This is a genomic window from Algoriphagus marincola DSM 16067 (genome assembly GCF_000429405.1).
GTDB lineage: Bacteria > Bacteroidota > Bacteroidia > Cytophagales > Cyclobacteriaceae > Algoriphagus > Algoriphagus marincola.
In genome coordinates, this window is sequence record NZ_AUBU01000002.1 from 1 (window position 1) to 23,268 (window position 23,268).

Below are 23,268 nucleotides of genomic sequence, written 5' to 3' on the forward strand. Positions count from 1 at the left end.
CCGGTGGACTCCCCGTGTTTTTCATAGCCCAGGTGATTATCCATCTCTCCTTCGAGGATGGCTTCTACGCCCCGTTTTTGAAGTTGGCCGAGAAAAGCATAGAGCTCTTCTCCGTTTTTGAACTGCTTGAGGAATTCCTCGCTGAATGCATCTTCTTTTTTCATAGCTTTAAGTGTGTGAAGGTACCCCGAAAAAGTTATTTCCGTAATTTTTCCTGGCCTTTCAAAGGGCCCAAAAATTCCAGAATAACTTTTCCTACCATTTACACACTTATCGGGACACTACCATATTTCGGCGACCGAAGGGAGTCTTGTTCCGCCCCGATTTATCGGGAAGAATATCCACCATATTTCAAGACTTTAGTCTTCAATCCCCTCCAATTCACTCAATTCCAACCAAGTCATTTCCAATTCTTCCAGTTGGGAGTCAATTTCAGCGATCCGATTCGAAAGCTTTAAAAGCTCCTCGTGGTCTTCGATGCCAGCTGCGATTTGCGCGGTGATTATTTCCTTCTCTCCCTCTAGCTTTGCAATCTGCTCATTCGTCTTTTTGAACTCCTGCTTCTGCTTGTAGCTTGCCTTGATTTTTGACACAGACTTCTCTGCCTCCTCAACCTTTTTTTCTTCTTTTGTCTCTTGACTCTTATCTCTCGCTTCTATCGTCTTGGTACTTGGTACTTGAGACTTTGTACTCTCTTCCTTTTCCCACTCCCTAAAATCTGTATAATTCCCAGGAAAGTCCCGAATCACTCCTTCTCCCTCAAACACAAAGAGGTGCTCCACCAATCTGTCCATAAAGTATCGATCGTGCGAAACGATGATCAGGCAGCCTGGAAACGTATCGAGAAATTCCTCCAAAATATTCAAGGTCATCAGATCCAAGTCATTGGTTGGCTCATCCAGTATCAGGAAGTTGGGATTCTTGATCAGAACCATCAGCAATTGCAGTCTTCGACGTTCCCCTCCGCTCATTTTCCCGATGGGGGTAAACTGCTGTTTGGGAGGAAAGCCAAATTGATTTAGAAACTGTCCGACGGTGATGGTTTGTCCTTTGTTGAGTGTCACCACTTCTGCGACTTCCTTCACCACATCAATGAGTCGTTTTTCCTCATCAAATCGGTCCTCTTCCTGTCTGTAGTAGCCAAATAAAGTGGTTTGCCCTTGAGTAACTTTCCCCTGATCGGGTTCGATAAGCCCTGTAATCATCTGCAGAAATGTCGTCTTTCCGGCTCCATTGGGGCCTACGATCCCAATGCGATCCTTTTTCTTGAAGATATAGGAGAAGTCCTCGATCAGTTTCTTCTCTCCATAAGACTTGCTGATTTTATCGATTTCAAGGATTTTATTACCCAAGCGCTGCGTAGATACGGACAACTCAATATCTCGCTCTTCCCGCTTGGTAAAGGCCTTTTCCTTTGTCTCTTCGAAAGCATCCACACGATACTTCGCCTTGGTTCCACGTGCTTTGGGTTGTCGACGGATCCAGTCCAGTTCCTTTTTGTATAAACTTTTGGCCTTTTCGATCTCGATGTCCTCGATCTGCATCCGCTCCGCTTTCTTGTCCAGAAAATAACCGTAATTCCCCTGATAGCGATGAATTTTTCCCTGATCGAGTTCGAGGATTTCATTGGTGACTTTTTCCAAAAAATACCGGTCGTGAGTCACCATAAAGATGGCTAGATTGGCTTTGGCTAGGTAATCCTCAAGCCATTCTATGGTTTCGAGATCCAGGTGGTTAGTAGGTTCGTCGAGCAAAAGTAAATCCGGTTTTTCGAGAATGGCTTTCGCCAAAGCTACCCGCTTTCGCTGACCTCCTGAGAGGTTTCCCACAGGCAAATCCGTGTCGTGAAGGCCGAGTTTGCCCAAAACTTCTTTCACTTGATATTCAAAATCCCAAGCCTGCAGCGCATCCATCTGCTCAAAAAGCTTAGCCATTTTATCGGAATTGTCTATCCCGCGCTCTGAGTCCAACATGGCTTTGTGATACTCTTCGATAACCCGAAGTACTTCCGAATTGCTTTGATCAAAAATCGTTTGATAAATGCTCAGATTCGAATCGAAAACAGGGTTTTGATGCACATAGGCGATTTTGACGGCATTGTTGAGCGCCACTTGTCCGGTATCCGGGATTTCCAATCCCATGATGATTTTCATCAGGGTGGATTTGCCAGCTCCGTTGATGCCGACTAGAGCTATTTTTTGTCCCTGGGAGATACCGAATGATATATTGGAAAAAAGCTTACGCTCGCCAAAGGCTTTGCTGAGATTCTCAACTGAAAGGTAATTCATGGGGCAAAAGTACGGGAAAATACTGGGGAAATACGATGGAAGTACAATAGAAATAGGGCATCCTTCGGAGGCTGAAACACTGTGGAAATACAATAAAACACACCCTCCTTCGTCGGGTGAAATAGTATGGAAACAGATTTGATTCGGCTCAAAAAGTTTAGAAATACGGCTCATTTATTACGTATGATGAGCCGTATCAACACCAAGTTGATTGGAATTGATCCAAAAATTTCCTGCTTAAATTGATTGGAAAAAGCGATGCTTGAATCTGTGATCCAGAATAGCTAATTTAAATTAATATAATTTTGACTATGGATATCGCATTGGAAAAAATAAAATTGATCGAATGGCTTGCAGGCCTTGAAGATGTCAGGATTTTGAAAGAATTGATTGCTTTAAAAGAGAATTCTGGACAGGATTGGTGGGAGAATCTATCGAATGAAGAACGGGAGGAAATTGAAATTGGAATGAATCAAGCCGAAGGAGGCGACCTAACCAAACATAAAGATGTAATGAGCAAGTATCAAAAATGGACTTAGAAATTTTATGGACCCCTCAAGCCATCAAGGGTTTTGAAAGGATTCTCAATTATTTGGAAATCCATTTTTCAGACAAGGAAAAGAAACGATTTCTAAATGATGCATCTAGATTTTTTGAAATGATTAAAGCGCATCCCGAATTACTACCCAAAAGTTCCTCAAAAAAAATCTTTATAGAGGTCCTTTAAATAAATACACCGTGGTAGTTTATCGATATCAACCTCGGAAAAAGCAAATACAACTTTTATCTATAAGAGCTGCTCGTGAATCAGATAGCTAAGCTTTAATCAACCAATTCAATCAACTCAAACCGAAAAGCATCCTCCTCTGCCTCGGGGTTTTCAGGGTTGTTTGCAGAGAGATAAAGGCCTTTTTCGGTGATAAAATGATTGTTGGGGAAATAAATTCCCCCTTCAAAATAGCTTTCGGTGATCAATGTGAGATCTTTATTAAATACCTGAATCACAAAAGGTCCTGGATTTTCCCGCAAAGCGAGTAATTCTTCTTCTTTTTCAATGGTCAAAGTGGGGTAGGCAAAGCGATAATATACTTCCCGATATTCATCGTAAACTAGGGTCTCATAGCGGGAGGAAGCGGTCAGGTATTTTTGGGTGTCAAAGCGCTCCCCATCTACCGGAAAATAGGGGAGTGTTTCATCCAAGTATTGGCTTTTGCCGTCAAAAATTTCTAAGTCCCCAAAGCGAATTTGTTTGTAAAGTCTATGGTCGCCAAAGAGAGAGTAAACGGTGTATTCTGGCTGAAAAACGAGGCTTGGCTCGAAAAATTTTAATCCCGAATTTAAATAGCCTTCAGGGTAGATTAGTTCTGTGGACTGATGGGTTCCATCCTCAAGATTAATTCGATAAGCAAGCAAGGATTTATGGAGACGCTCTTCCGTCATTTGTCTGTAATTCCCCTCTGCATGTGTTTTTACCAGCATTTTTCCATTTTGCAAGGTAGGAGTGCTTCCAAAATAGGCATTGTGTACAAAGGCATTCGTATGGCCTTCTGGTTTGGTGTATTGGATTCGGTTTTTGATGATTCCAGTGGTATCGGTTAGGGTAATGACAGGGACCATTTGAGTAAATAGAAAAATGCTGTCAAGGCTGTGGATATGAATTCCAAAAATACTTCCCACTCCCTGTGGTCCCTCATATTGGTAAAATATTTCTTTGCTTAGTTTTTCGGAGTTTAGATTATAAAACTGCAGGGAATTGGTATTCCAGTTGACATTGACCAAATAGTCTTCGTATCGAACCAATCCGGTGCTGATATTGGCGGTCAGACTGTCGATGGGGATACGGAGGATTTCTCCGCTGGCCTGGAGCTTAATGCTTTCATTATGCTTTGTGGATTCCCTGCATGCAATTGTGATGAACAGGACAAATAGGAGTGAAAAAAGGCAAAAACTTTTGAAATAACGCATGATTAAAACTAAGAGGTTGCCAGTAAAAAAAAAGGATTAATTGGAAGATTTAATTTTTTCTTTTAATTCCAATGAAACCAAAACAGTCTGATCACCCTGAGATTTTTTTCATTCAGGCTAATTCTTTTCAAATGGCAGCTCGCTAAGCTATCTTCGAAGTACCTTAACCGATTTACCTTTATGAAAACCATTCATGACATTCTCAAACTCGGTGACCCTAGACTGTATCAGACTTGTGAACCGGTACTCCGTTCGGAAATCCCTCAAGTTGCTGACTGGACTGAGCAGCTTCATGAGGCGATGGAGGATATCCGCCGAGTCTATGGATTTGGAAGGGGAATAGCGGCTCCCCAATTGGGGATCATGAAGCGGCTATTTTATCTCAATCTCGACCAGCCTTATGTGATAATCAATCCGGAACTGAAAAATCTAAGTAGTGAGAAATTCGAACTCTGGGATGATTGCATGTCTTTCCCCAATCTATTTGTGAAAGTAGAGCGGCATCAAAGCCTGACTCTGGAATACCTGGATGAAAACTGGGAAAAGCAAAGCTGGCAAGTAGATGGAGCTATCTCCGAACTGATCCAACACGAATACGATCATCTTGATGGGGTACTTTGCACGATGCGGGCGATAGATGAGAAAAGTTTTAAATGGAGGTAAAATCTGAAAGATAGCCTTGCAGATAGGGCTCCCTTTGGTCGCCAAGATATGCTTCGCAAGATATGGGAAGGTTTAAACCTTCAGATTTACCTGGGTAGCCTTTGCTATCCTATCTTCATTTTATCTGCATAGCTATCTTATTTAATTGTATGGCTCCATTTTTGATCTTCTCCCATAAATTTTAATTCATGTCCAAAACTTGGGAAACCTATATCAAGCAGTTTCGGCATTACCTAAAGATAGAGCGCTCGCTAAGTGATAATTCCATCGAGGCCTATTGCCGGGATGTGCAGCGATTGGCAGAGTTTGTGGATTTGGATTTTCAGGGTTTGAGTCCCTTGGAACTTAGCTCCAAAGAGCTTCAGGCTTTTGTAAGAACGATAGGGGAGCTTGAGCTTTCCGAATTTACACAGGCCCGGATGATCTCGGGTATTAAAGCTTTTTATCGCTTTCTGGTTTATGAGGATTTGGTCAAAAAAGATCCTGCTCAGCTGCTGGAAACACCTCGATTGGGGAGAAAATTACCAGATACCTTAAGCTTCGAAGAAATTAATCAAATCTTGGAAGGGGTTCCTTTAGGAGAGGCCCAAGGTCATCGTAATCGGGCAATGTTGGAGTTGCTCTACAGCAGTGGTTTGCGTGTTTCGGAATTGATTAACTTAAAAAAGGGGCAGATTTTCGAAGAAATCAGCTTTCTGCGAATCGTGGGAAAGGGTAATAAGGAGCGATTGGTTCCCTTTGGAAAGGATGCGCTGAAATACCTGAAAATATACCAAGAGGAAGTGCGTAATCACCAGACAATCGCCCGCGGTCATGAGGAATATGTTTTTCTCAACCGACGAGGGAAAAAGTTAAGCCGCGTGATGATTTTTATGATTATTAAGGAGGCAGTGGAACGAGTTGGGATTCAAAAAAATGTCAGCCCTCATACTTTTCGGCATTCCTTTGCTACACATCTAATCGAGGGAGGCGCTGACCTTCGTGCAGTGCAGGAAATGTTGGGTCATGAAAGTATCACCACCACTGAAATTTACACTCATTTAGACCGGGATTACCTCAGGCAAGTACTGACGGACTTTCATCCGAGAAATCAGAAAAACGCATAATCGGTGATTGTATTCACCAATTGTACATAAAACAATAAATCAGGATAGTTAGGAACTGATTGAAATAAAAAAATCCCCGAGAAAATCCCCAGGGAAGTTTAGAATCCAGATGAAAATTTAAGTTCATCGGACATCCGACACCGGACTTAAAGCATCATTTCTTTAACACCTCTCTCGAAATCACCAACTTCTGAATTTCAGATGTACCTTCACCAATGGTGCAGAGCTTAGAGTCTCGGTAATATTTCTCCACAGGATAGTCTTTGGTAAATCCATAGCCTCCGAAAATCTGAACCGCCTCATTGGATACGGATACGGCTACTTCAGAAGCATAGTATTTTGCCTGAGCTCCGGCAAGCGTTACTTTCTCACCCTTGTTTTTCAAGTCTGCAGCTTTAAAAGTCAATAAGCTGGCCGCTTCCACTTGGGTAGCCATATCGGCTAGTTTAAAAGAAATGCCCTGGAATCTACTGATCGGCTGATTGAATTGCTGTCTTTCTTGGGAGTATTGGATAGAAGCCTCAAGCGCTCCCTGAGCTATGCCTAAAGATAATGCTGCAATGGAAATTCTACCTCCATCCAGAATTTTCATGGATTGAATAAAGCCTTCCCCGACTTCTCCCAAGATTTGACTTTCGTGAACCTTACAATCCTCAAAAATCATCTCTGCAGTCTCAGAAGCCCGCATACCGAGTTTGTCTTCTTTTCTGCCTCCTTTGAATCCAGGAGTGCCTTTTTCGACCACAAAAGCAGTCATTCCATGTGAATCCCCAACTTCACCTGTTCGGGCAATGACAACGGCCACATCTCCCGAAACACCATGGGTAATGAAGTTTTTCGCTCCATTGATGATGTAATATTCTCCTTCTTTTTTGGCGACAGTTCGCATATTTCCGGCATCCGAACCGGTATTTGGTTCAGTCAACCCCCAAGCGCCCAACCATTCGCAGGTAGCGAGTTTGGGCAGGTACTTTTTCTTTTGCTCCTCATTACCAAACATCATGATATGTCCGGTACAAAGGGAATTGTGGGCGGCCATTGATAGACCTACGGAAGGGTCTAATTTAGAAAGTTCTGCGATGGCTGTGACGTATTCAAAATAGCCAAATCCGGAACCTCCGTATTCGGTAGGGACCAATACGCCCATCAGTCCTAATTCTCCAAGTTTTTTGAAAAGTTCTAAGGGGAAATGCTGCTTATCATCCCATTCTTTGCGAAAAGGAGTGATCTCCTTTGCTCCGAAATCCTGGATCATCTCGGCGATCATCCGTTGATTCTCATTCATGTTGAAATTCATGGTATTCTTTGGGTTTATATGCTGTATATCAAACCCTAAGATTCAGAATAAGTTTGGTTCAAGCAAATCGTCCAATTCCATAGAAGATTGTGTTCTTTTCCAAAAAGGATACTTTTTTTTCTACAAAAAATCTCTTTTTATTATTTAATTGCTATGAAATATTGCTCTGCTTGGGTTTTTATTTGTCTATTACCTTCCTAAAAAAATCTACTGTCATGAAATCGAGCCTGCCTACAGCAGAGATTCTCCCGATTCTCGGGACAAGCTATCTGGCCTTATAAAAAATTATAATCATATGAAACTTCGAGTTTGGTCTAGCTTTCTCCTTTTTTTAGTACTTAGTTCATACGTATTTGGACAATCTCCTCGACAGATTGTCGACAGTTTGCTGAATAGCGCACAGCAGGAAAACACTGATGAAACTCTCGCTGCGATCTATGGGGAATTGGGCTGGACCTATGCCGCTATTAATTTGGATTCAGCGATCTACTATGGTCAACTGGCGGTCGAACTGTCTGAGAAAACAGGAGATGAGACGCTCTTGGCACAATCTTACAGTGATTTGGGCAGTGGATACCTGCAAAAAGGTCAGCTTCAGGAGGCAGGTGAGGTATATCTAAAATCCCTTGAAATTCGAGAGGCAAATCGGGATTCGCTCGGAATGGCAAAAGTTTACAATGCCTTGGGCTTTATCCTTCAGCGGAAGTACGAATCAGATTCTGCGATCACTTATTTTTTGAAAGCCCTACCCATTTTCGAGAAGGAAGGGGCGCTGCTCAATGCCGCTACTATTCTGAATAATATCGGGGTGATCTACCAAAACATGTCCAATTATCCCAAGGCCATAGAGTTTTACGAACGGGCTGCTGTCATGCGAGAGGCTCAAAAGGATTTCAGGAATCTGATTGGGAGCTATGCCAATCTGGGGACGGCTTACAAGTATCTGGGTGATTTTGAACTGGCTGAGGAATATTTTCAGAAAGCCATTGACTTGGCAATTCGGGAAGATGATCCTCTCAATTTGGCGGTTTCCTATCGGATGTATGCCTTTTTTCTTCAAGAAAAAGGAGACATGAGTCGACTAGAAGAGGTTGCTCAAAAAGGTCTCGAAGCTGCCAAAGCTGTCAATGCACTCTATGAGGAAGCTACCATGGAGTATGCTTTGGGAGTGGTCGAAAACACAAAAAAGAACTACAAAAAGGCGAAAGACTACCTAGAATCGGCAGCTGAAAAGTTTGTGAGCCAAGGTGCCGAGGATGATGTGTTCGGGCCTTATTTGGAGTTGATCACAAGCTTTGCCGCACTAGGAGATGCCGACAGTTCGAGGTATTATGTAAACCTCTATCAATCCACCCTGCGAAGCAAGGAAGAAAAAGCTGCAAAGGAACTGACTGCCGAACTGGAGACCAAATATCAAACAGCCCTCAAGGACAGTCAAATTTCGGAGCAGCAACTGCAAATCCGCAATAAAAACTTTCAACTTTATGGTTCGCTTCTTATGGCCTTGGTGCTCGGACTGGTGGGCTACCTTCTTTACAAGCAGCAAAAGCTGAAAAACCGACAATTGGAACAGGAGGTAGAACTCAAGGAGGCTTTGGCTCAAATCGAGACTCAAAATAAACTGCAGGAACAAAGGCTTTTGATCGCCCGCGACTTGCATGATAATATTGGGGCGCAATTGACCTTTATTATTTCGTCGATCGAAAACCTCAAATATTTTGAACCCATCAAGGAAAGCCTGACTCCTCGCTATGAGTCGATTGCCAATTTCACGAAGCAGACGATCCGCGAACTCCGGGATACTATCTGGGCAATGAATAGCGGGGCTGTTACTTTGGAAGATTTGGTCGGTAGGGTCAAAAATTTCATTCAACAGGGAAAACAATCAACAGATGTCAAACTCGATTTTGTACAGGAGGAGGGGCTGGACCTTTCGAAGAAAATCAGCTCGGCAAATAGTATTCAAATCTTAAGAATTTTGCAGGAAGCTGTTCAAAATGCTGTCAAATACGCCGATGCAAGCCAAATTCAAGTGATTTTTTCTCTCGGTGAAAATCAGCTTCAATTTCAGGTCATAGATAATGGTAAGGGCTTTGATTTGGAAAAGGTCAAAGCGGGGAATGGCTTAGGAAATATGCAAAAAAGAGCTGATGAAATCGAGGCCAGTCTATCTGTGAAATCCGAAACCGGGCGAGGAACTGAAATTAGCCTATTACTTTCGCTGTAGTGTTTCCAAGGTTAAATAGGTGATTTGTCGTATTTCGAAGCGATGTGTTTCGATTTAATTTTGAAGAAAAGCCTGAATTGACTTTTCCTCTGATTTTGTCGCAATGCCTCTATCCGATCTGACTCTTTCTGTATTGATCTTTTTGATCTTCTTTGTCCTGGCAGCATTTCACTTTTTGCTCATTCGCGAGTATGCCAAGCAGAAGCGGATTCAAAAAAAGCGATTGGAGGACTTGGAAATTCTGGTGCAGGAAGAGATACAGCGCTCACGGAATTTGGATCAAAGCAGTACGATTTTGAAAAAAATAAAAAAGAAGACGGATCAACGATTGGAGCTGATCCGTCTTCAGATAAAGTCTTTGGATAAAAATTCGGGTGAGGCTAAGCTCTGATCAATCCGGCAAGGCAAAAGCCACATAGCTATCCCCACTTTTGGTGCCCTTTCCTCCACCGCATGCAATCACCAAAAACTGCCTTCCATTTTGCTCATACATCGCCGGGGTAGCATGACCCGAGGCGGGGAGCTCAGCCTGCCACAGAAGCTCGCCCGTTTCCTTGTCAAAGGCCCGTATTTTCTCGTCTTTAGTTGCGGCAATGAAGAGCAATCCTCCGGCTGTGACTACTGGTCCTCCATAGTTTTCTGTCCCTGTTGGCGCAAAGCCTTGCTGACTCAAGGAGTCAATTTCCCCCAAGGGCACCTGCCATTTGCGTAGTCCGGATTGCATATCGATAGCTGTCAAAACTCCCCAAGGTGGGTTGGACCCGTAGAGCCCATCTTTTGTGACGAGCTTTTTGTAGCCATTCATGTAGTATCGAGGATTGAGGGCCGCATTTTCTGCTTCCAGTTCCTTTTTGTCTCCTTCCTGACTTTTGCCCAGCAAATAATCGACTAAAACATCCCGCTGCTCTTCGGAGAGATAGTCAAAGGCAGGCATGGCACCTCGTCCCTTTTTCAGTAAAGCAGTGAGGGAATCAGGACTGTATTTCGCGTCTAGGTTCAAGAGAGCGGGAATAGCCGGGAGGTTGCCTTTTCGCTCTAGACCATGGCAATTGCCACAGTAATTGGTGTAAACTGATTTACCGACATTTTCAAAATCTGAATTAGGGGTCATTTCAATCATCCATGGGATTTGATTGGCATTGACATAGAATGTCTGCGTCTCTGGATCAAAAGCTGCTCCGCCCCATTCTGCTCCGCCATCCATTCCTGGGAAAAGTACAAGAGGCTTCTCAGCATTTGGAGGGTACCACATGTCTCCATAAAGTGAATTTTGAAGCTGATCGCGAATATCAGCCTCCCATTCGGGTTTGAGGTTTAGGATATCTTTTTCTTCAAAAACCAAATTCATAAAAGGCTCAGGCAGTGTCGGAAATGGTTGAGTAGAACTGCTTTTCTCACCTGGTAAACTGCTCTGTGGGACAGCTCGCTCTTCTATGGGCCAGAGGGGCTCTCCACTTTCCCTATCGAAGACAAAAGTGAAACCTTGTTTGGAAGTTTGGGCGACAGCATCGATCCATTTGCCATCATGATTCACGCGAATAAGGGTAGGAGGGGAAGGGAAATCCCGATCCCAAACATCATGATGAACTCCTTGAAAATGCCAGATTCGCTCCCCGGTTTTGGCATCCATAGCCAAAAGTGAATTGGCAAAGAGATTGTCTCCGTGACGGTAGCCTCCCCAAAAGTCATAAGTGGCTGACCCCGTGGGGATAAATACCATTCCCCGCTGGTAATCGACCACCATTCCTGCCCAATTATTGGCACCACCGATTTGGGAAACATAGCTGGGATCCCAGGTGTCAAAGCCGAATTCATTTTCCTTAGGAATCGTATGAAATATCCACTCCATTTTCCCAGAAGGGATATGATAAGCCCGAATATGTCCCGGTGCAGCATCCAGGCCTTCGGATAGTCGCATTCCGATGATTAAAAGATCTTCGAAAACCACGCCGGGTGCATTGGCCACGATCAAAAAATCCTCTCGTTTATCATCCAGTCCTTTTCGTAGATCTATTTTTCCGCCATCTCCAAAGCTTGGAATAGGTGCTCCTGTCAGTGCGTCCACCGCCATGAGCCAGTTTCCTGCCCCAAAGAGGATCCGTTTATCTTCTCCTTTTTCCCAATAGCTTACACCCCGATTTGTTCCTGCCCAGGAGTTTTCCCCTCCTAAAATCTCAAAGGGATCAAAACGCCAAATTTCCTCTCCACTGGCTGCGTCCAAAGCAAAAACATCCAAGCCGGGCGTGGTTGCGTAAAGAAATCCATTTTTGACAATAGGTTGACATTGGATCTGAGATCGCTCGGTGGCATCGCCAGTTTGGTAGGTCCAGGCTACGGAAAGCTGCTCCACATTTTCTCGGGTGATTTGAGTCAAAGCAGAATACCGGCTTCCATCTTCCGGGCCTCCGTAATACGACCAATCGGTATAATCGATTTCTTTTGGTTCGGACTTGCAAGCGGAAATCAAAATAATGGCAGCCCAAAGGGTAATTCTACTTTTCATTGGGTTTTGGTTTGAGGGTAGGAAATTACTGATTTGGATAAGAATACGGAAAATCTAGCGGGTCCGGATAGAGAAAATCAAAGGCTTTTTCCAAGATTTTCTGACCAGAAATGATTCGCTGATCATTCTCTTTTTCATGGGCATAGCTAAGTGGAGGATCGATCCCCAATTCTCGGGCATTCTTTTCATAGATTTCCTTGCGAAGTGGATGTTTTGGGGCTACACCATTGAAAGTTTCTCCCCAGAGTTCCTTTTCGATGACATAGGCAATCAAGCGAGCCGCATCCAGTCGGTAGATGAAGTTGACCCCAGTATGGCCTGTTACGTTTTCCTTTCCTGAGAAATATTTCCCCGGGATTCGATCATCACCCAACAGTCCCCCAAAGCGGATAATGCTCAGCTTTTGACTGAGGTTTTCTTGTAGGTATTTCTCTGCCTTCCAAAGGTTGAGGTTCCCAGAGTTTTCAGCATTTAGAATATCATTTTCGGTGTATCCCGATTGATTATTTTCGTCCGGATAAACTCCTGTCGAACTCACGTAGACCACCTTTTTGATCGCTGAGGTTAAAAGTAAGTCTTTCAAAAACTTTAATTGCTCCAAGTATTTTTCTCCTCCATCATAGCGGCTTCTCGGAGGGATATTGATCACTAGAGTTTCTGATTGGAATAGCTGCTGAAAGCCCACACCTGAGGGATAGGGGTCGAGTGAAAATTGGATGGCATTGATTCCTTCCTTTAGCAGCAGATTGGCTTTTTCGGCTGTGGTTGTGCTGCCGATAACCTGATGACCTTTTTCCTGAAGGATTTTTGCTAAGGGCAAACCGATCCAACCCAAACCGATAATGGATATTTTTTGCATACGTGAAAATAAAAAAACCTCCCTTTTGAGGAGGTTTGAAGTTTAATCTTTTTTCGGGAGAGTGCCCAGAATGTAATCCCAAAGTGGGGTACTTACTCCGAAAGCCACATCAGGGTCCTTGTAGTGGTGGATGGCATGGTTGACCCAAAGGATCTTCAAGAAGTTTTTGGGAGGGTTGAATGCATGTACGATATAGTGTACACCCAAATAACTTGCATATCCAAATAAAAATCCGGGCAGGAAATAAAAGGCGAAATTGCCCATGATCAATTTGAACACCAAATAGAAAATCGCAGCATAAGCAGCACTCACAAAAGGAGGCATGGCTAATCGATCCTTGTCTTTGGGGTAGTCATGATGAACCCCGTGAATGGAATACTGCAATTTGTCCTTCAAGGGCGTATCCGGCTCCATGTGGAAGAAATGCTTATGCATCATGTATTCCACGAAAGTGAAGGAGATATATCCAATAAAAAATAGTCCGATAGCCAAAGGCCAAGAAATTACCGTAGTGGTTATTCCATAATAAATGGATATCCCTGCAAAAACAAGGAACATGGTAATGGGGATAGAGATATGGGTTCTTGAAATTCGTTCCAAGATCGGATTCTCAAACATTTTGGCAGAACCGTTATTATCCGGTCTATCCAGTCTTCCTATCTTTTTCATGGGACTGTGGGTTGCAATAGTTGGTCTCATCGCTTGCAAAATTAACTAATTATGATTCTAAACCTTATTGATTTTTGTCAGATTTTTTCTTTTTGCTTGAATTAGAGAGATTTCGCCATCGACTTTTCGATGGTTTCTTCATAGTATTTTACATATCGAGGGAGAATGTTTGAAATGTCAAATTCCTTGGCTCTTGCCAGCGCATTGTCTTTGAAAGTTTGGAGGTTTTGGTCATCTAAGATGATTTTAGCCTTCTCCTTCATATCCTGAATATCTCCCACTGCACAAACAAACCCTGTTTTTCCATCAATGTTTAGTTCGGGAATACCTCCCGCGTCGGAAGTCAAAATAGGTACTTCGCAGGCCATAGCCTCCAGGGCAGCCAATCCAAAGCTTTCCTTTTCCGAAGGCATGATAAATAAGTCCGAAACTGAAAGAACCTCTTCCACTGCATCCAGCTTACCAAGGAAACGGATGTCATTACAGGTGCCCAATTCCCGGCAAAGCCGCTCCATTTTGTCCCGCTCGGGGCCATCTCCTACGAGAAGCAGTTTGGCGGGGATTTCTTTTCGGAGTTCGTAGAATACCCGAATCACATCCTCAACGCGTTTTACCTTTCGGAAGTTGGAAGTGTGTACCAGTAGCTTCTCACCATCCGGACAGATTGCAAGTTTAAAATGTTCTTTCTTCTGCTTTTTAAACCGCTCCAAGTCGATGAAGTTGGGAATCACCTCAATGTCACGCTTGACACCAAAATAAGCGTAGGTCTCCTCCTTTAGGTCCTGGGAAACTGCCGTCACGCCATCGCTGTGATTGATACTGAAAGTGACCACCGGCTCATAGCTTGGGTCTTTTCCTACTAGGGTAATGTCCGTACCGTGAAGGGTCGTCACTACCGGAATGTGAATTCCTTGTTCGGCAAGGATCATCTTGGCCATGTAGGCCGAAGAGGCGTGCGGGATGGCATAATGAACGTGCAAGAGATCCAGGTTTTCATATTTGACTACAGAGACCATCTTGCTTGCTAATGCCAATTCGTATGGCGCATGCTCAAAAAGTGGATAGCTTTTGATATCTACTTCGTGATAAAACAGATTTTCACTAAAAAAATCCAGTCTTGTCGGTTGTCGGTAGGTTATAAAATGAACTTCATGACCGACTTTCGCCAGCCCTTTGCCAAGTTCTGTTGCGACGACCCCACTACCACCGAAGGTAGGGTAACAAACAATTCCTATTTTCATTTTCAGGCTATTGAGCTTATCAGCGTCTAAAACACGCATAAACGCAAGTTTTGTTCAAAATAAAAGGAATTAATCGGATATCCAGATTTTATCTCCACTATTCGAAGCTGCTATACCTTTGATTTCAAGGTGTTTGGTCAAAAAATGTACCTCTGAGACTGACTATAACTAATTCCTTTCCGATTTCCTACCATCTTCCATTCAAAAGAAAATGTATGCTGCTGTGCTGCTTTTCCAGAAGCAGTACAAGGAAAATTTCTTTTTCTCTTGATTCTCCTGAAGTAGCACAGCGAAAAATTGACAAAAACCTTCGGGGTTTCAAAAACCCCAAAGGTTAGCGCAGCTGACACATGATCTGAAATTCAGCCATAAACCTAGAATAAAGGAATCAAAGGAAAGCGCAGACTCCTTTAGACCAGTATTACTTAGAAATTATTAACTAAATTTGGCTAAAGCAGTAAAAAATATTTAGGAAAATCTTGTTTTTCTCATGGGGGGGGCGCTACTTTTAGTTCAGCTTTTCAGGCCTAAGAGCTTTTTAATAAATCGTTTAACTTTAAATCTTTGAAAAAATGAAAAATTTCATTAAAAAACTTATTGCCAGCTCTTTTATGATTCTTTTTTTAGGTGCTTTGGCAAGTACATCGATGGCTCAGAACAATGTTAAACTGTGTAGCTGGTCCGAAGAGGTTCAGTTTTGTTTAATGTCAGCCCCAGACGGTTATTGTGCTTATGGAGGTGCTGATTGTTCTACAACCTATCCTGTAGTTGAAGAATCAGGACTTTAATTCTAAAATTTCTCAATCAGGTCTTGTTTGAAAGATTAAACGAGGCCTGATTTTCTTTGAATCGAAATAGTCAATGAAAAAAAAGTTATTATTCCTTCTAGCTTTAGGACACTTTTCTTGTTCTGAAACTAAAACAGCTTCTGATAATCCCTTAGATTATATTACTGATACGGCCTCAATCTCCATTGACTTAAAAGTTGATCCTTACACAAGAACAATGCAGTATTTAGATGGAGATTTATATTGGTGGAATGCCAACCGTCAAACTATTTCAATCTTCGATCTTTCTAAGAAAACTATAAAGAAATCAATAAAATTAGAGCAGGAAGGTCCAAATGGACTGGGAATGCCTCTTGGGTTCTTTGTTGTCAATAATGACAGTATTTATATTCCTACCATGGCATATCAATTTGCATTGATAAACGGAGAAGGAAGAAAGCTTAGTCAATATGATTATTTCAATGATTCAAAGCTAGGTGGGGTTTTTGTTTCCATGACTAGGTTCTCGAATACTGTACAAACAGATGGAAATGGTGAGTATTTCTTTCTAATGGGGGACTTAAAAAACATTTTACCTTCTGAGTTGAATGAAGAAGCACTAAAGAATTATCCGCCAATTTTCTCGTTTAATCAGAAAAAAGAAGAATTTGATTATTTAGAATTTAAAGCCCCAAAATCCCTTTTGAGATTTAATAACTCAATAGATTTTGGTTTAGCTGCCACTTCTAATTCCCTACTTCTTATAAATGATCAGAGTAATACTTTATTTGAAATTGATTTTAATGGGTTTGACTACAAAGAATTTACCTTGAAATCTGATCTGATTCAGAATTTTTCTAACGAGTATTGGAATGCTCCTAGAATGTCTCAATCACCCTCTGAAAATATAAACCTTTTGTATAAGAGCTCAATAAACTTAGGTGTAGTATTTGATCCTTATAATAATCTTTTGTTTCGCTTTGGATGGCCTGGAGAGGATATTTCAAACGATGAAGATGCTATGAAATTCGGATATACACCTAGATATTTCATCATTAGTATTTATGATGGAAAAGACTACACTTTGATAAAAGAGCTTACTCTTCCTAGAAACACATATTTAAGCCATCATTATTTTATTAATGAAAAAGGCTTGAATTTATTTCCGATGCATCCCGATAATCCTTCTTTTGAAGAAGATAAACTGGTATTTCACACCTTCAATTTTGCTAGTTTGAGATAGTTGAATTAAAACTTATAAAACCCATAATTGGATATTTCTCACTCTCCTGCTTCTCCAGAAGCAGCACAAGGAAAAAAATGACAAAAACCCCAAAGATTAAATTCCATGAATCATAAGGATAGATTCTTGAGGGAAGTTGAACAGAACAAATGATAGGAAAAAAATTAGTGCTCCTAACTGTTCTTATTAGCCAAGGCCTGATATATAATATCGTGAATATCCGTCCTTATACCTTCTTTCAATAATCTGGTATTCTCAGCTTCTGGATACACCCGATTGGATAGAAAAACATAAATCAAGTTGTTTTCAGGATCTGCCCATACGCAGGTTCCCGTGAATCCCGTATGTCCAAAAGTAGATTTGGGAGCGAGCTTTCCGGCCGAACCCCCTTCGCCTTCCTCAGGTTCGGGCTTGTCCCAGCCCCAGCCTCGCCTACTTTGCGTGGATTGACGGGCAGTAAAGGCGCTGACGGTACCGGGTTTCATCAAGCTGACATCCCCATAATAGCCTTTATTCAGCATGAGCTGCATCATCACGGCTAGGTCATTGGCCTTGCCAAAAAGCCCGGCATGTCCAGCTACTCCTCCGTACATGGCAGCCCCGGGGTCATGCACATAGCCTTGTACCTGCCTTTTCCGAAAGACTACATCATTTTCTGTCGGGGCAATATTATTCAATGGCATTTTTTCATGCGGCTTAAAGGTAAGCGTATGAAGTCCCAATGGCTCGTAAAAATTTTGGTCTAAAAATTCATCCAAGGGCTGATTGACGATTCGCTCCACGACCGCCTGCATAAAGTGCATGGTCAGGTCGGAATAAACATAGCGATTTCTCCCCGCCCGCTTGGGTAGTAGTTCGGACTCTACCGTCCACTTCCAAATGCTATCCCGAAGAGATTCTTTGGCATACATGCGATTGGAGATCGGACGGCTGAATCCAGGACTGGAGTTTTCTTGGTAAAACTCCGACTTCCATTGTCCGCTTTCCACGGTCTTGGCATAGTGTGGAATAAATGCTTTGAGACCCGCCTCATGAGCCATCACATCCTTGAGTACCAAGTTTGCCTTGTTGGTGCCACGGAGCTCAGGAAGATAGTCCGACAAAGTTTTGTTCATATCCAATTCTCCACGACTATTCAAAAACATGACCGCTTGGGTAGTCGCAAGCACCTTAGTGATGGAGGCCAAGTCATAAACGGTCTCGGAATTTACTTTCGGACTGTTTCGGTATTCCAATTGCCCATAGGATCGCTCAAAAACCACTTTTCCGTCTTTTACCACCAATACATTTGCTCCGGGCGTAGCTTGGATTTTGATCGCTCGATCGACGACGGAATCGATCTTATCCAGGGTTTTGCTGTTTAGTCCTACACTTTCGGGAGTTCCATAGGAAAGCCTATTTAGTCCACTCAGGAAACCTCCTACGCCGTAAGTAAACTGTCCTCCAGTACTGACAGGTAGGATGCCTTGAGCAGGTCTGCCACCAAAGAGAATCTGGGGAACGATGCTTTGGGTCCAGTCCACATTTTCGTAAGCCATCACCAAGTGGTCGATCCCTTCGAAAAACTTACTGGAGTAAGCATTTCCAAAAAGCACATTGACGGTTTTTTGTCTCTGCTGAAGCTTTCTGAGCAAAGCCACATCCCCCGGGGCTATCCCAAAAGCCCGACGGGGGCTATTGGAAATTCCCATCACTCCCACGACGATGACGTCAAAATCCTCCAGTTTCTTCAGCAGATTGTAATGCTCGGATTCACTACTGGCTTTGCCGATATTGAAGTGTTCAAATTTGGCGTATTTGTCAAGCCCCTTCTGGAATTCTTTTCCATCATCCCCTATGGTCAAGCTGGCAAAACGCTTGGTATCCAATTGCCTGAAAGGAATCAGATCAGCTTTATTGGATGCCACGGTGATAGCGCTGGCATAGAGCTTTTCGAGGATCTCATGAGTGGTGGGAGTGACGATTCGCTCAACAAGACGGTAAGTGTCAATTGGTCGATATTGGTTTAAACCTACCTCATATTTTGACTTGAGGATTTTTTTGATTCTGCGATCTATTTCTGATTGTTCTATTTTTCCTTCAGCTACCGCTTTCTTGATCAGCTCCTTTGCTTTGGGGACATTTTGCGAATAAAGCAATACGTCATTTCCGGCAATTAAGGCTTCTACATCGACTTCTCCAGGGCTGTAGGATTTGGTGACTCCCTGCATATTCAGGGCATCGGTGAAGATCAGCCCTTTGAATTTCATTCGTTCTTGCAGGAGTTCAGTTACTACTTTTTTGCTCAAACTGGTCGGGCGATTTCCACTTTCTCCCAAGCTGGGGATATTCAGATGGGCAACCATGACGGATTTCAGGTTTTCCTTGAAAAGCTCCTGATAGGGATAGAGATCCACTTCCCAAATCCGATTCTCAGGATGACGAATCAAAGGAAGCGCATAGTGGCTATCAGCCTCCGTGTCACCATGCCCCGGGAAATGCTTGGCATTGGCAATGATCCCGTGGTCCTGCATTCCTTTCATATATGCGACTGAGCGCTTGGCAACAGCTTGTGGATTTTCACCAAATGAGCGATATCCGATCACGGGATTATCCGGGTTGGAGTTTACATCTACGACCGGAGCAAAATTGATGTGCATGCCCAGTTCCTTAAACTGCCGGGCAATTTCTTCTCCCATTTCATAGATCAGTTGAGTATCAGGGATTGCTCCCAAGGTCATGGCTTTGGGAAAATCAGGAATGGAGTCGAGCCGCATGCCAATACCCCATTCGGCGTCCATGGCAATCAACAGCGGTGTTTTTGCCTTAGCCTGATAATAATTTGTCAAGCGTGCCTGTCTTTTTGGACCACCTTGGAAAAAGATCAACCCTCCTAGGTTTTCCTGCTCGACCAAGTTGGCAATCTGATTGACATGATCTTGTCCTTGATTGGAATAGGCTGCTACCATAAAAAGCTGACCGAGTCGCTGATCTGGGCTTAGTGCATTGAATACGGAGTCTACCCAATTGGCCATATCCATATTTTCCACGTCGAGTGGATCCGTCGAATTGACAGAACTCCAGCTGTTCGACTGGCTGGTCCAAAAAAATGTGAATAAACAGATTAGAACTATTTTCGACAGCAGTTTATGCATTCGAGCTTGATTTTTTATCCTTAATTTTTGAGATAAATTTGTGTCATCACCCTGTAGTTTTAAAAACGAAGAATTCTGAAAATTGCTTCAAACAGGGCTAAATTAAATCCAATTGGACTTAATTAAATTGAAGATACTAAAGTCCAGTCAACATTTGAGCATGGATTTGGGTTTAAATAATATAAATTTGATAGTTGGCATGTTCGTAATCTGATCTGCCTTTCAAACCTGCTCCCTGAGTCAAAAACTTAACGCATGAAGTTTCCTTCCATCTTTCGTACAGCCAGTCCGAACCGATTTGATATTAAGCCTAGATACTATGATCCAGTCAAGGAGGAATTGGAGCAGCGAACCTCCCGTATTAAAAAAGAATTAGAGGCTGAAGGAAAGCTGGGAGATTTGGACGAGGCCGACCGCTTAAGGCATTATGAGACAGGAATCAGAGGAGCTTTTGCACATCATCAGGGGATTCGCCCCAGAGCAACTTCTGTACTTGCCTCTACAGCCATGCTTCGAACCTTGATTTTTTTAATTCTCGTCGGAGGCTTGGCAGGATATATTTATTTCGGTCCTGTGATTTTTGAATACTTGCTTTACATCGTTTTGATCATTGCAGTTGGATATTTCTTCTCTAAGCTGAAAAATAAATCCAAACGATGAGTGATTTGATTCAGCTTTTGCCTGATGCCATTGCCAACCAAATTGCTGCCGGCGAAGTGGTGCAGCGTCCTGCGTCTGCCCTAAAGGAGCTATTGGAAAATGCGATCGATGCTGGGGCGACAAAGGTTCAGGTGATTGTCAAAGAAGCAGGAAAGCAAATGATTCAGGTCGTGGATGACGGACGGGGGATGAGTCCTACCGATGCCAGAATGTCCTTTGAGCGACATGCCACTTCCAAGATACGCAATAGTCAGGACCTGTTTTCCATTCGGACATTCGGATTTAGAGGAGAAGCTTTGGCCTCCATTGCCGCCGTAGCACAGGTAGAACTCAAAACGCGGCAGGAAAGCGAGGAACTAGGGACTTTAATCCAAATAGAGGGCTCAGAAGTCAAAAAGCAAGAGCCGATAGCTACCACACCGGGCACATCCGTGGCAATGAAAAATCTCTTTTTCAATGTCCCCGCCAGACGAAATTTCCTCAAATCCAATCCTGTCGAGATGCGACATATCGTGGAGGAATTTCAGCGAGTGGCTTTGTCCTATCCTGAGATTGCATTTACGCTGATGCAAAATGATATGGAATTGTTTCGCTTGCATGCCGGCAAACTCAGTCAGCGTATTGTCGGCCTCTTTGGTAAAAACTATCAAAGCCAATTAGTGCCTTGCGAGGAACTGACTCCTCATGTGAACGTCAACGGATATATCGGAAAACCTGAATCCGCGAAGAAAACCCGTGGTGAGCAGTTCTTTTTCGTCAACAATCGCTATATCAAAAGCTCCTACCTGCATCATGCGGTAAGCACCGCCTTTGAAGGGATGATTCAGACAGATCAGCATCCGTTTTACGTGCTTTTCTTGGAGATAGATCCCTCGCATATCGATATCAATGTCCACCCGACCAAGACTGAGATCAAGTTTGACGATGAGCGGACGGTCTATGCCGTGGTTCGGGCAGCGGTAAGACAAGCTTTGGGAGCCCATCACGTGGTGCCGTCCTTGGACTTTTCATTGGATGTCAACTTCAATGATAAGTGGGATCAAGATCCGGAAAATAAAATCAAAGTAGATCAAGAATACAGCTATAAGACCTTCAATACACCGGAGTTTAAAAAGTCCAGTGCTTCAGGTTGGGAAAAGTTATTTGAGGGGGATTTTAAGGGAGGGCCAGCAGTCACCTCACACAAGTCCAATGAGGATGATACGGAAGTCTTGACTTTCTCATCCCGGGCCAATCCCGAGAGCGAACTGAGCATTCTCAATTCAAAAGAGATGCTTGAGAATACCGGGACGACCTTTCAAGTCGAGCTAAATTACATCGTAGCCCAGATGTCAACGGGTCTTTTGATCGTGGATCAGCAGGCAGCTCATGAGCGGATTTTGTATGAGCGTTACCTGAAGCAGCTCAAATTGGCCCAAGGACCTTCTCAGCAAAGCTTATTTCCTCCAGTGATCGAGCTGAGCCCGAGTGACTTTGAATTGGTGTCGGGCTTACTTCCTGAGTTGCATAGTCTGGGTTTCATGATTTCTGTTTTTGGGAATCAGGCTGTAGTAGTGCAGGGAGTTCCTGCAGATATTCAGGTCAGAAATGAAAAAGAGCTTTTTGAAGGCTTGATCGAGCAATTCAAAAACTTCAAAAACGAATTGTCATTGGATACGCGGGAAAATTTGGCCCGTTCTTTAGCCAGAAAGTCTTCTTTGAAAAGAGGTCAAAAGCTCAACGATCAGGAAATGGAAACCCTAGTAGGACAACTTTTCGCCTGTCAAAATGCGAATTATGGGCTTTCCGGGAACAAAACCTTTGTAAAATTGGATTTAAGCAGCATCCACTCCTTCTTTGGGAAATAGAATCTTATGTTTAGAAATATCACGCCAGTCGTACAGAATTTACTTTTAATCAACATCGTCCTTTTTTTGGTAAGTGGCTTTGTCTTGCCTCAGTTGAATGAATGGTTTGCGCTTTATTACATCGGTAGTCAGTATTTCAAGCCTTTTCAGTTTTTGACTTACATGTTTATGCATGCCGATTTTTGGCATCTGTTCAGCAATATGTTTGGGCTATTGATCTTTGGACCGCTCTTGGAACAGTTTCTCGGTCCCAAAAAGCTTCTTACCCTTTGGATGATTTGTGGGGTTGGATCGGGTGTGCTTTACTCCGGCTACAATATTTATCGGGTCAATCAACTCGAGAGCAAAGTAGAGACCTTTGTCAATAATCCGGATCCAGAAGTTTTCAATCGAATTGTGCTGGATAATCGAGGATTTTTTCAGCGATCTGTCTTTGATTTTGTAGATGAATACAGCCGAAACCCTGGAGACCCGGCGAAAATCAATCAGGCCAAGCAGACCCTAAACGCCATCATCGATATTCAGTCGAATATTCCGATGGTAGGAGCTTCTGGAGCCTTGTTTGGAATTTTGATTGCCTTCGCCATGTTGTTTCCCAATACGCAGCTATTCTTGCTCTTTCCGCCGATGCCTGTAAAGGCTAAGTATCTGGTTCTCTTTTATGGGCTTTATACGATTTACAACGTATTGGTAAATAATCCCCTCGACAACGTGGCGCATTTTGCCCACCTGAGTGGTTTGATTATTGGTGGAGCATTGGTGTATAAGTGGAAAAAAGACCGAAATAGTTTTTATTGAT

General features: G+C 43.1%; 19 protein-coding genes and 1 pseudogene. 11 read left to right on the forward strand and 9 right to left on the reverse strand.

The window, feature by feature from the left end; translation table 11 throughout:
- Positions 1-164: pseudogene (locus tag G457_RS23190) on the reverse strand (IS256 family transposase); the annotation flags it as partial.
- 195 nt (positions 165-359) lie between these two features.
- Positions 360-2,288: an ABC-F family ATP-binding cassette domain-containing protein gene (locus tag G457_RS0102990; RefSeq protein ID WP_026945154.1), complete on the reverse strand. Its 1,929-nt coding sequence runs from the start codon at positions 2,286-2,288 to the stop codon at positions 360-362.
- Between the two features lie 311 nt (positions 2,289-2,599).
- Between G457_RS0102990 and G457_RS0103000 the strand changes: the two genes are divergently transcribed.
- Complete coding sequence (locus tag G457_RS0103000) at positions 2,600-2,827, forward strand: hypothetical protein (RefSeq protein ID WP_026945155.1); 228 nt, start codon at positions 2,600-2,602, stop codon at positions 2,825-2,827.
- Complete coding sequence (locus G457_RS23145) at positions 2,818-3,015, forward strand: type II toxin-antitoxin system RelE/ParE family toxin (RefSeq protein WP_026945156.1); 198 nt, start codon at positions 2,818-2,820, stop codon at positions 3,013-3,015. Before G457_RS0103000 ends, G457_RS23145 begins: the two co-directional genes overlap by 10 nt.
- A 95-nt stretch (positions 3,016-3,110) precedes the next feature.
- On the opposite strand, the gene G457_RS0103010 is transcribed toward G457_RS23145, so the two are convergent.
- A complete protein-coding gene (locus G457_RS0103010; RefSeq protein WP_026945157.1) occupies positions 3,111-4,253 on the reverse strand; it encodes a DUF4221 family protein in 1,143 nt (380 codons plus the stop codon).
- Positions 4,254-4,433: 180 nt separating this feature from the next.
- Here G457_RS0103010 and G457_RS0103015 point away from each other — a divergent pair, with 180 nt between their 5' ends.
- On the forward strand, positions 4,434-4,916 hold the full coding sequence (locus tag G457_RS0103015) for a peptide deformylase (protein WP_026945158.1): 483 nt from the start codon (positions 4,434-4,436) through the stop codon (positions 4,914-4,916).
- 188 nt (positions 4,917-5,104) lie between these two features.
- The gene (xerD, locus tag G457_RS0103020; protein WP_026945159.1) at positions 5,105-6,022 is read left to right on the forward strand and encodes a site-specific tyrosine recombinase XerD; all 918 of its coding nucleotides are present in this window, start codon (positions 5,105-5,107) and stop codon (positions 6,020-6,022) included.
- Between the two features lie 154 nt (positions 6,023-6,176).
- On the opposite strand, the gene G457_RS0103025 is transcribed toward xerD, so the two are convergent.
- Positions 6,177-7,319 carry an acyl-CoA dehydrogenase family protein gene (locus G457_RS0103025; RefSeq protein ID WP_026945160.1) on the reverse strand — a complete coding sequence of 381 codons (1,143 nt, stop codon included), beginning with the start codon at positions 7,317-7,319 and terminating at the stop codon, positions 6,177-6,179.
- 295 nt (positions 7,320-7,614) lie between these two features.
- Here G457_RS0103025 and G457_RS0103030 point away from each other — a divergent pair, with 295 nt between their 5' ends.
- Together G457_RS0103030 and G457_RS0103035 are read left to right on the forward strand one after the other, a co-directional pair.
- The gene (locus G457_RS0103030) at positions 7,615-9,546 is read left to right on the forward strand and encodes a tetratricopeptide repeat-containing sensor histidine kinase (RefSeq protein WP_081701371.1); all 1,932 of its coding nucleotides are present in this window, start codon (positions 7,615-7,617) and stop codon (positions 9,544-9,546) included.
- Positions 9,547-9,649: 103 nt separating this feature from the next.
- Positions 9,650-9,937, forward strand: coding sequence for a hypothetical protein (locus G457_RS0103035; protein ID WP_026945162.1), 288 nt, complete (start codon positions 9,650-9,652; stop codon positions 9,935-9,937).
- On the opposite strand, the gene G457_RS0103040 is transcribed toward G457_RS0103035, so the two are convergent.
- From G457_RS0103040 to bshA, 4 genes are all read right to left on the reverse strand, one after another.
- The gene (locus G457_RS0103040) at positions 9,938-12,049 is read right to left on the reverse strand and encodes an outer membrane protein assembly factor BamB family protein (protein ID WP_026945163.1); all 2,112 of its coding nucleotides are present in this window, start codon (positions 12,047-12,049) and stop codon (positions 9,938-9,940) included.
- Between the two features lie 25 nt (positions 12,050-12,074).
- A complete protein-coding gene (locus tag G457_RS0103045; protein ID WP_026945164.1) occupies positions 12,075-12,908 on the reverse strand; it encodes an NAD(P)-binding domain-containing protein in 834 nt (277 codons plus the stop codon).
- A gap of 42 nt (positions 12,909-12,950) precedes the next feature.
- Complete coding sequence (locus tag G457_RS0103050; protein WP_026945165.1) at positions 12,951-13,577, reverse strand: sterol desaturase family protein; 627 nt, start codon at positions 13,575-13,577, stop codon at positions 12,951-12,953.
- Between the two features lie 101 nt (positions 13,578-13,678).
- The gene (gene bshA, locus G457_RS0103055) at positions 13,679-14,818 is read right to left on the reverse strand and encodes an N-acetyl-alpha-D-glucosaminyl L-malate synthase BshA (RefSeq protein WP_026945166.1); all 1,140 of its coding nucleotides are present in this window, start codon (positions 14,816-14,818) and stop codon (positions 13,679-13,681) included.
- Positions 14,819-15,390: 572 nt separating this feature from the next.
- Between bshA and G457_RS0103065 the strand changes: the two genes are divergently transcribed.
- Together G457_RS0103065 and G457_RS0103070 are read left to right on the forward strand one after the other, a co-directional pair.
- On the forward strand, positions 15,391-15,606 hold the full coding sequence (locus tag G457_RS0103065; RefSeq protein WP_026945168.1) for a hypothetical protein: 216 nt from the start codon (positions 15,391-15,393) through the stop codon (positions 15,604-15,606).
- A 73-nt stretch (positions 15,607-15,679) separates the two neighbouring features.
- Complete coding sequence (locus G457_RS0103070) at positions 15,680-16,828, forward strand: DUF4221 family protein (protein ID WP_026945169.1); 1,149 nt, start codon at positions 15,680-15,682, stop codon at positions 16,826-16,828.
- A 173-nt stretch (positions 16,829-17,001) separates the two neighbouring features.
- Here the strand turns inward: G457_RS0103070 and G457_RS20960 are convergent, their stop codons facing one another.
- Entirely contained in the window at positions 17,002-19,962 is a 2,961-nt protein-coding gene (locus G457_RS20960; RefSeq protein ID WP_035483079.1) for a glycoside hydrolase family 3 N-terminal domain-containing protein, read from the reverse strand.
- Between the two features lie 255 nt (positions 19,963-20,217).
- Between G457_RS20960 and G457_RS0103080 the strand changes: the two genes are divergently transcribed.
- The 3 genes from G457_RS0103080 to G457_RS0103090 are packed head-to-tail and all read left to right on the forward strand — an operon-like array spanning position 20,218 to position 23,267.
- Entirely contained in the window at positions 20,218-20,622 is a 405-nt protein-coding gene (locus G457_RS0103080; RefSeq protein ID WP_026945170.1) for a hypothetical protein, read from the forward strand.
- Positions 20,619-22,469: a DNA mismatch repair endonuclease MutL gene (gene mutL / locus G457_RS0103085; RefSeq protein ID WP_026945171.1), complete on the forward strand. Its 1,851-nt coding sequence runs from the start codon at positions 20,619-20,621 to the stop codon at positions 22,467-22,469. Before G457_RS0103080 ends, mutL begins: the two co-directional genes overlap by 4 nt.
- 6 nt (positions 22,470-22,475) lie before the next feature.
- The gene (locus G457_RS0103090) at positions 22,476-23,267 is read left to right on the forward strand and encodes a rhomboid family intramembrane serine protease (RefSeq protein ID WP_026945172.1); all 792 of its coding nucleotides are present in this window, start codon (positions 22,476-22,478) and stop codon (positions 23,265-23,267) included.
- Position 23,268: the final 1 nt, after the last annotated feature.

Excerpts from the sequence above, each read along its gene's own strand:
- G457_RS0102990 (WP_026945154.1), bottom strand. The coding sequence starts at position 2,288 with ATGAATTACCTTTCAGTTGAGAATCTCAGCAAAGCCTTTGGCGAGCGT.
- G457_RS0103000 (WP_026945155.1), top strand. The coding sequence starts at position 2,600 with ATGGATATCGCATTGGAAAAAATAAAATTGATCGAATGGCTTGCAGGC.
- G457_RS23145 (WP_026945156.1), top strand. The coding sequence starts at position 2,818 with ATGGACTTAGAAATTTTATGGACCCCTCAAGCCATCAAGGGTTTTGAA.
- G457_RS0103010 (WP_026945157.1), bottom strand. The coding sequence starts at position 4,253 with ATGCGTTATTTCAAAAGTTTTTGCCTTTTTTCACTCCTATTTGTCCTG.
- G457_RS0103015 (WP_026945158.1), top strand. The coding sequence starts at position 4,434 with ATGAAAACCATTCATGACATTCTCAAACTCGGTGACCCTAGACTGTAT.
- xerD (WP_026945159.1), top strand. The coding sequence starts at position 5,105 with ATGTCCAAAACTTGGGAAACCTATATCAAGCAGTTTCGGCATTACCTA.
- G457_RS0103025 (WP_026945160.1), bottom strand. The coding sequence starts at position 7,319 with ATGAATTTCAACATGAATGAGAATCAACGGATGATCGCCGAGATGATC.
- G457_RS0103030 (WP_081701371.1), top strand. The coding sequence starts at position 7,615 with ATGAAACTTCGAGTTTGGTCTAGCTTTCTCCTTTTTTTAGTACTTAGT.
- G457_RS0103035 (WP_026945162.1), top strand. The coding sequence starts at position 9,650 with ATGCCTCTATCCGATCTGACTCTTTCTGTATTGATCTTTTTGATCTTC.
- G457_RS0103040 (WP_026945163.1), bottom strand. The coding sequence starts at position 12,049 with ATGAAAAGTAGAATTACCCTTTGGGCTGCCATTATTTTGATTTCCGCT.
- G457_RS0103045 (WP_026945164.1), bottom strand. The coding sequence starts at position 12,908 with ATGCAAAAAATATCCATTATCGGTTTGGGTTGGATCGGTTTGCCCTTA.
- G457_RS0103050 (WP_026945165.1), bottom strand. The coding sequence starts at position 13,577 with ATGAAAAAGATAGGAAGACTGGATAGACCGGATAATAACGGTTCTGCC.
- bshA (WP_026945166.1), bottom strand. The coding sequence starts at position 14,818 with ATGAAAATAGGAATTGTTTGTTACCCTACCTTCGGTGGTAGTGGGGTC.
- G457_RS0103065 (WP_026945168.1), top strand. The coding sequence starts at position 15,391 with ATGAAAAATTTCATTAAAAAACTTATTGCCAGCTCTTTTATGATTCTT.
- G457_RS0103070 (WP_026945169.1), top strand. The coding sequence starts at position 15,680 with ATGAAAAAAAAGTTATTATTCCTTCTAGCTTTAGGACACTTTTCTTGT.
- G457_RS20960 (WP_035483079.1), bottom strand. The coding sequence starts at position 19,962 with ATGCATAAACTGCTGTCGAAAATAGTTCTAATCTGTTTATTCACATTT.
- G457_RS0103080 (WP_026945170.1), top strand. The coding sequence starts at position 20,218 with ATGAAGTTTCCTTCCATCTTTCGTACAGCCAGTCCGAACCGATTTGAT.
- mutL (WP_026945171.1), top strand. The coding sequence starts at position 20,619 with ATGAGTGATTTGATTCAGCTTTTGCCTGATGCCATTGCCAACCAAATT.
- G457_RS0103090 (WP_026945172.1), top strand. The coding sequence starts at position 22,476 with ATGTTTAGAAATATCACGCCAGTCGTACAGAATTTACTTTTAATCAAC.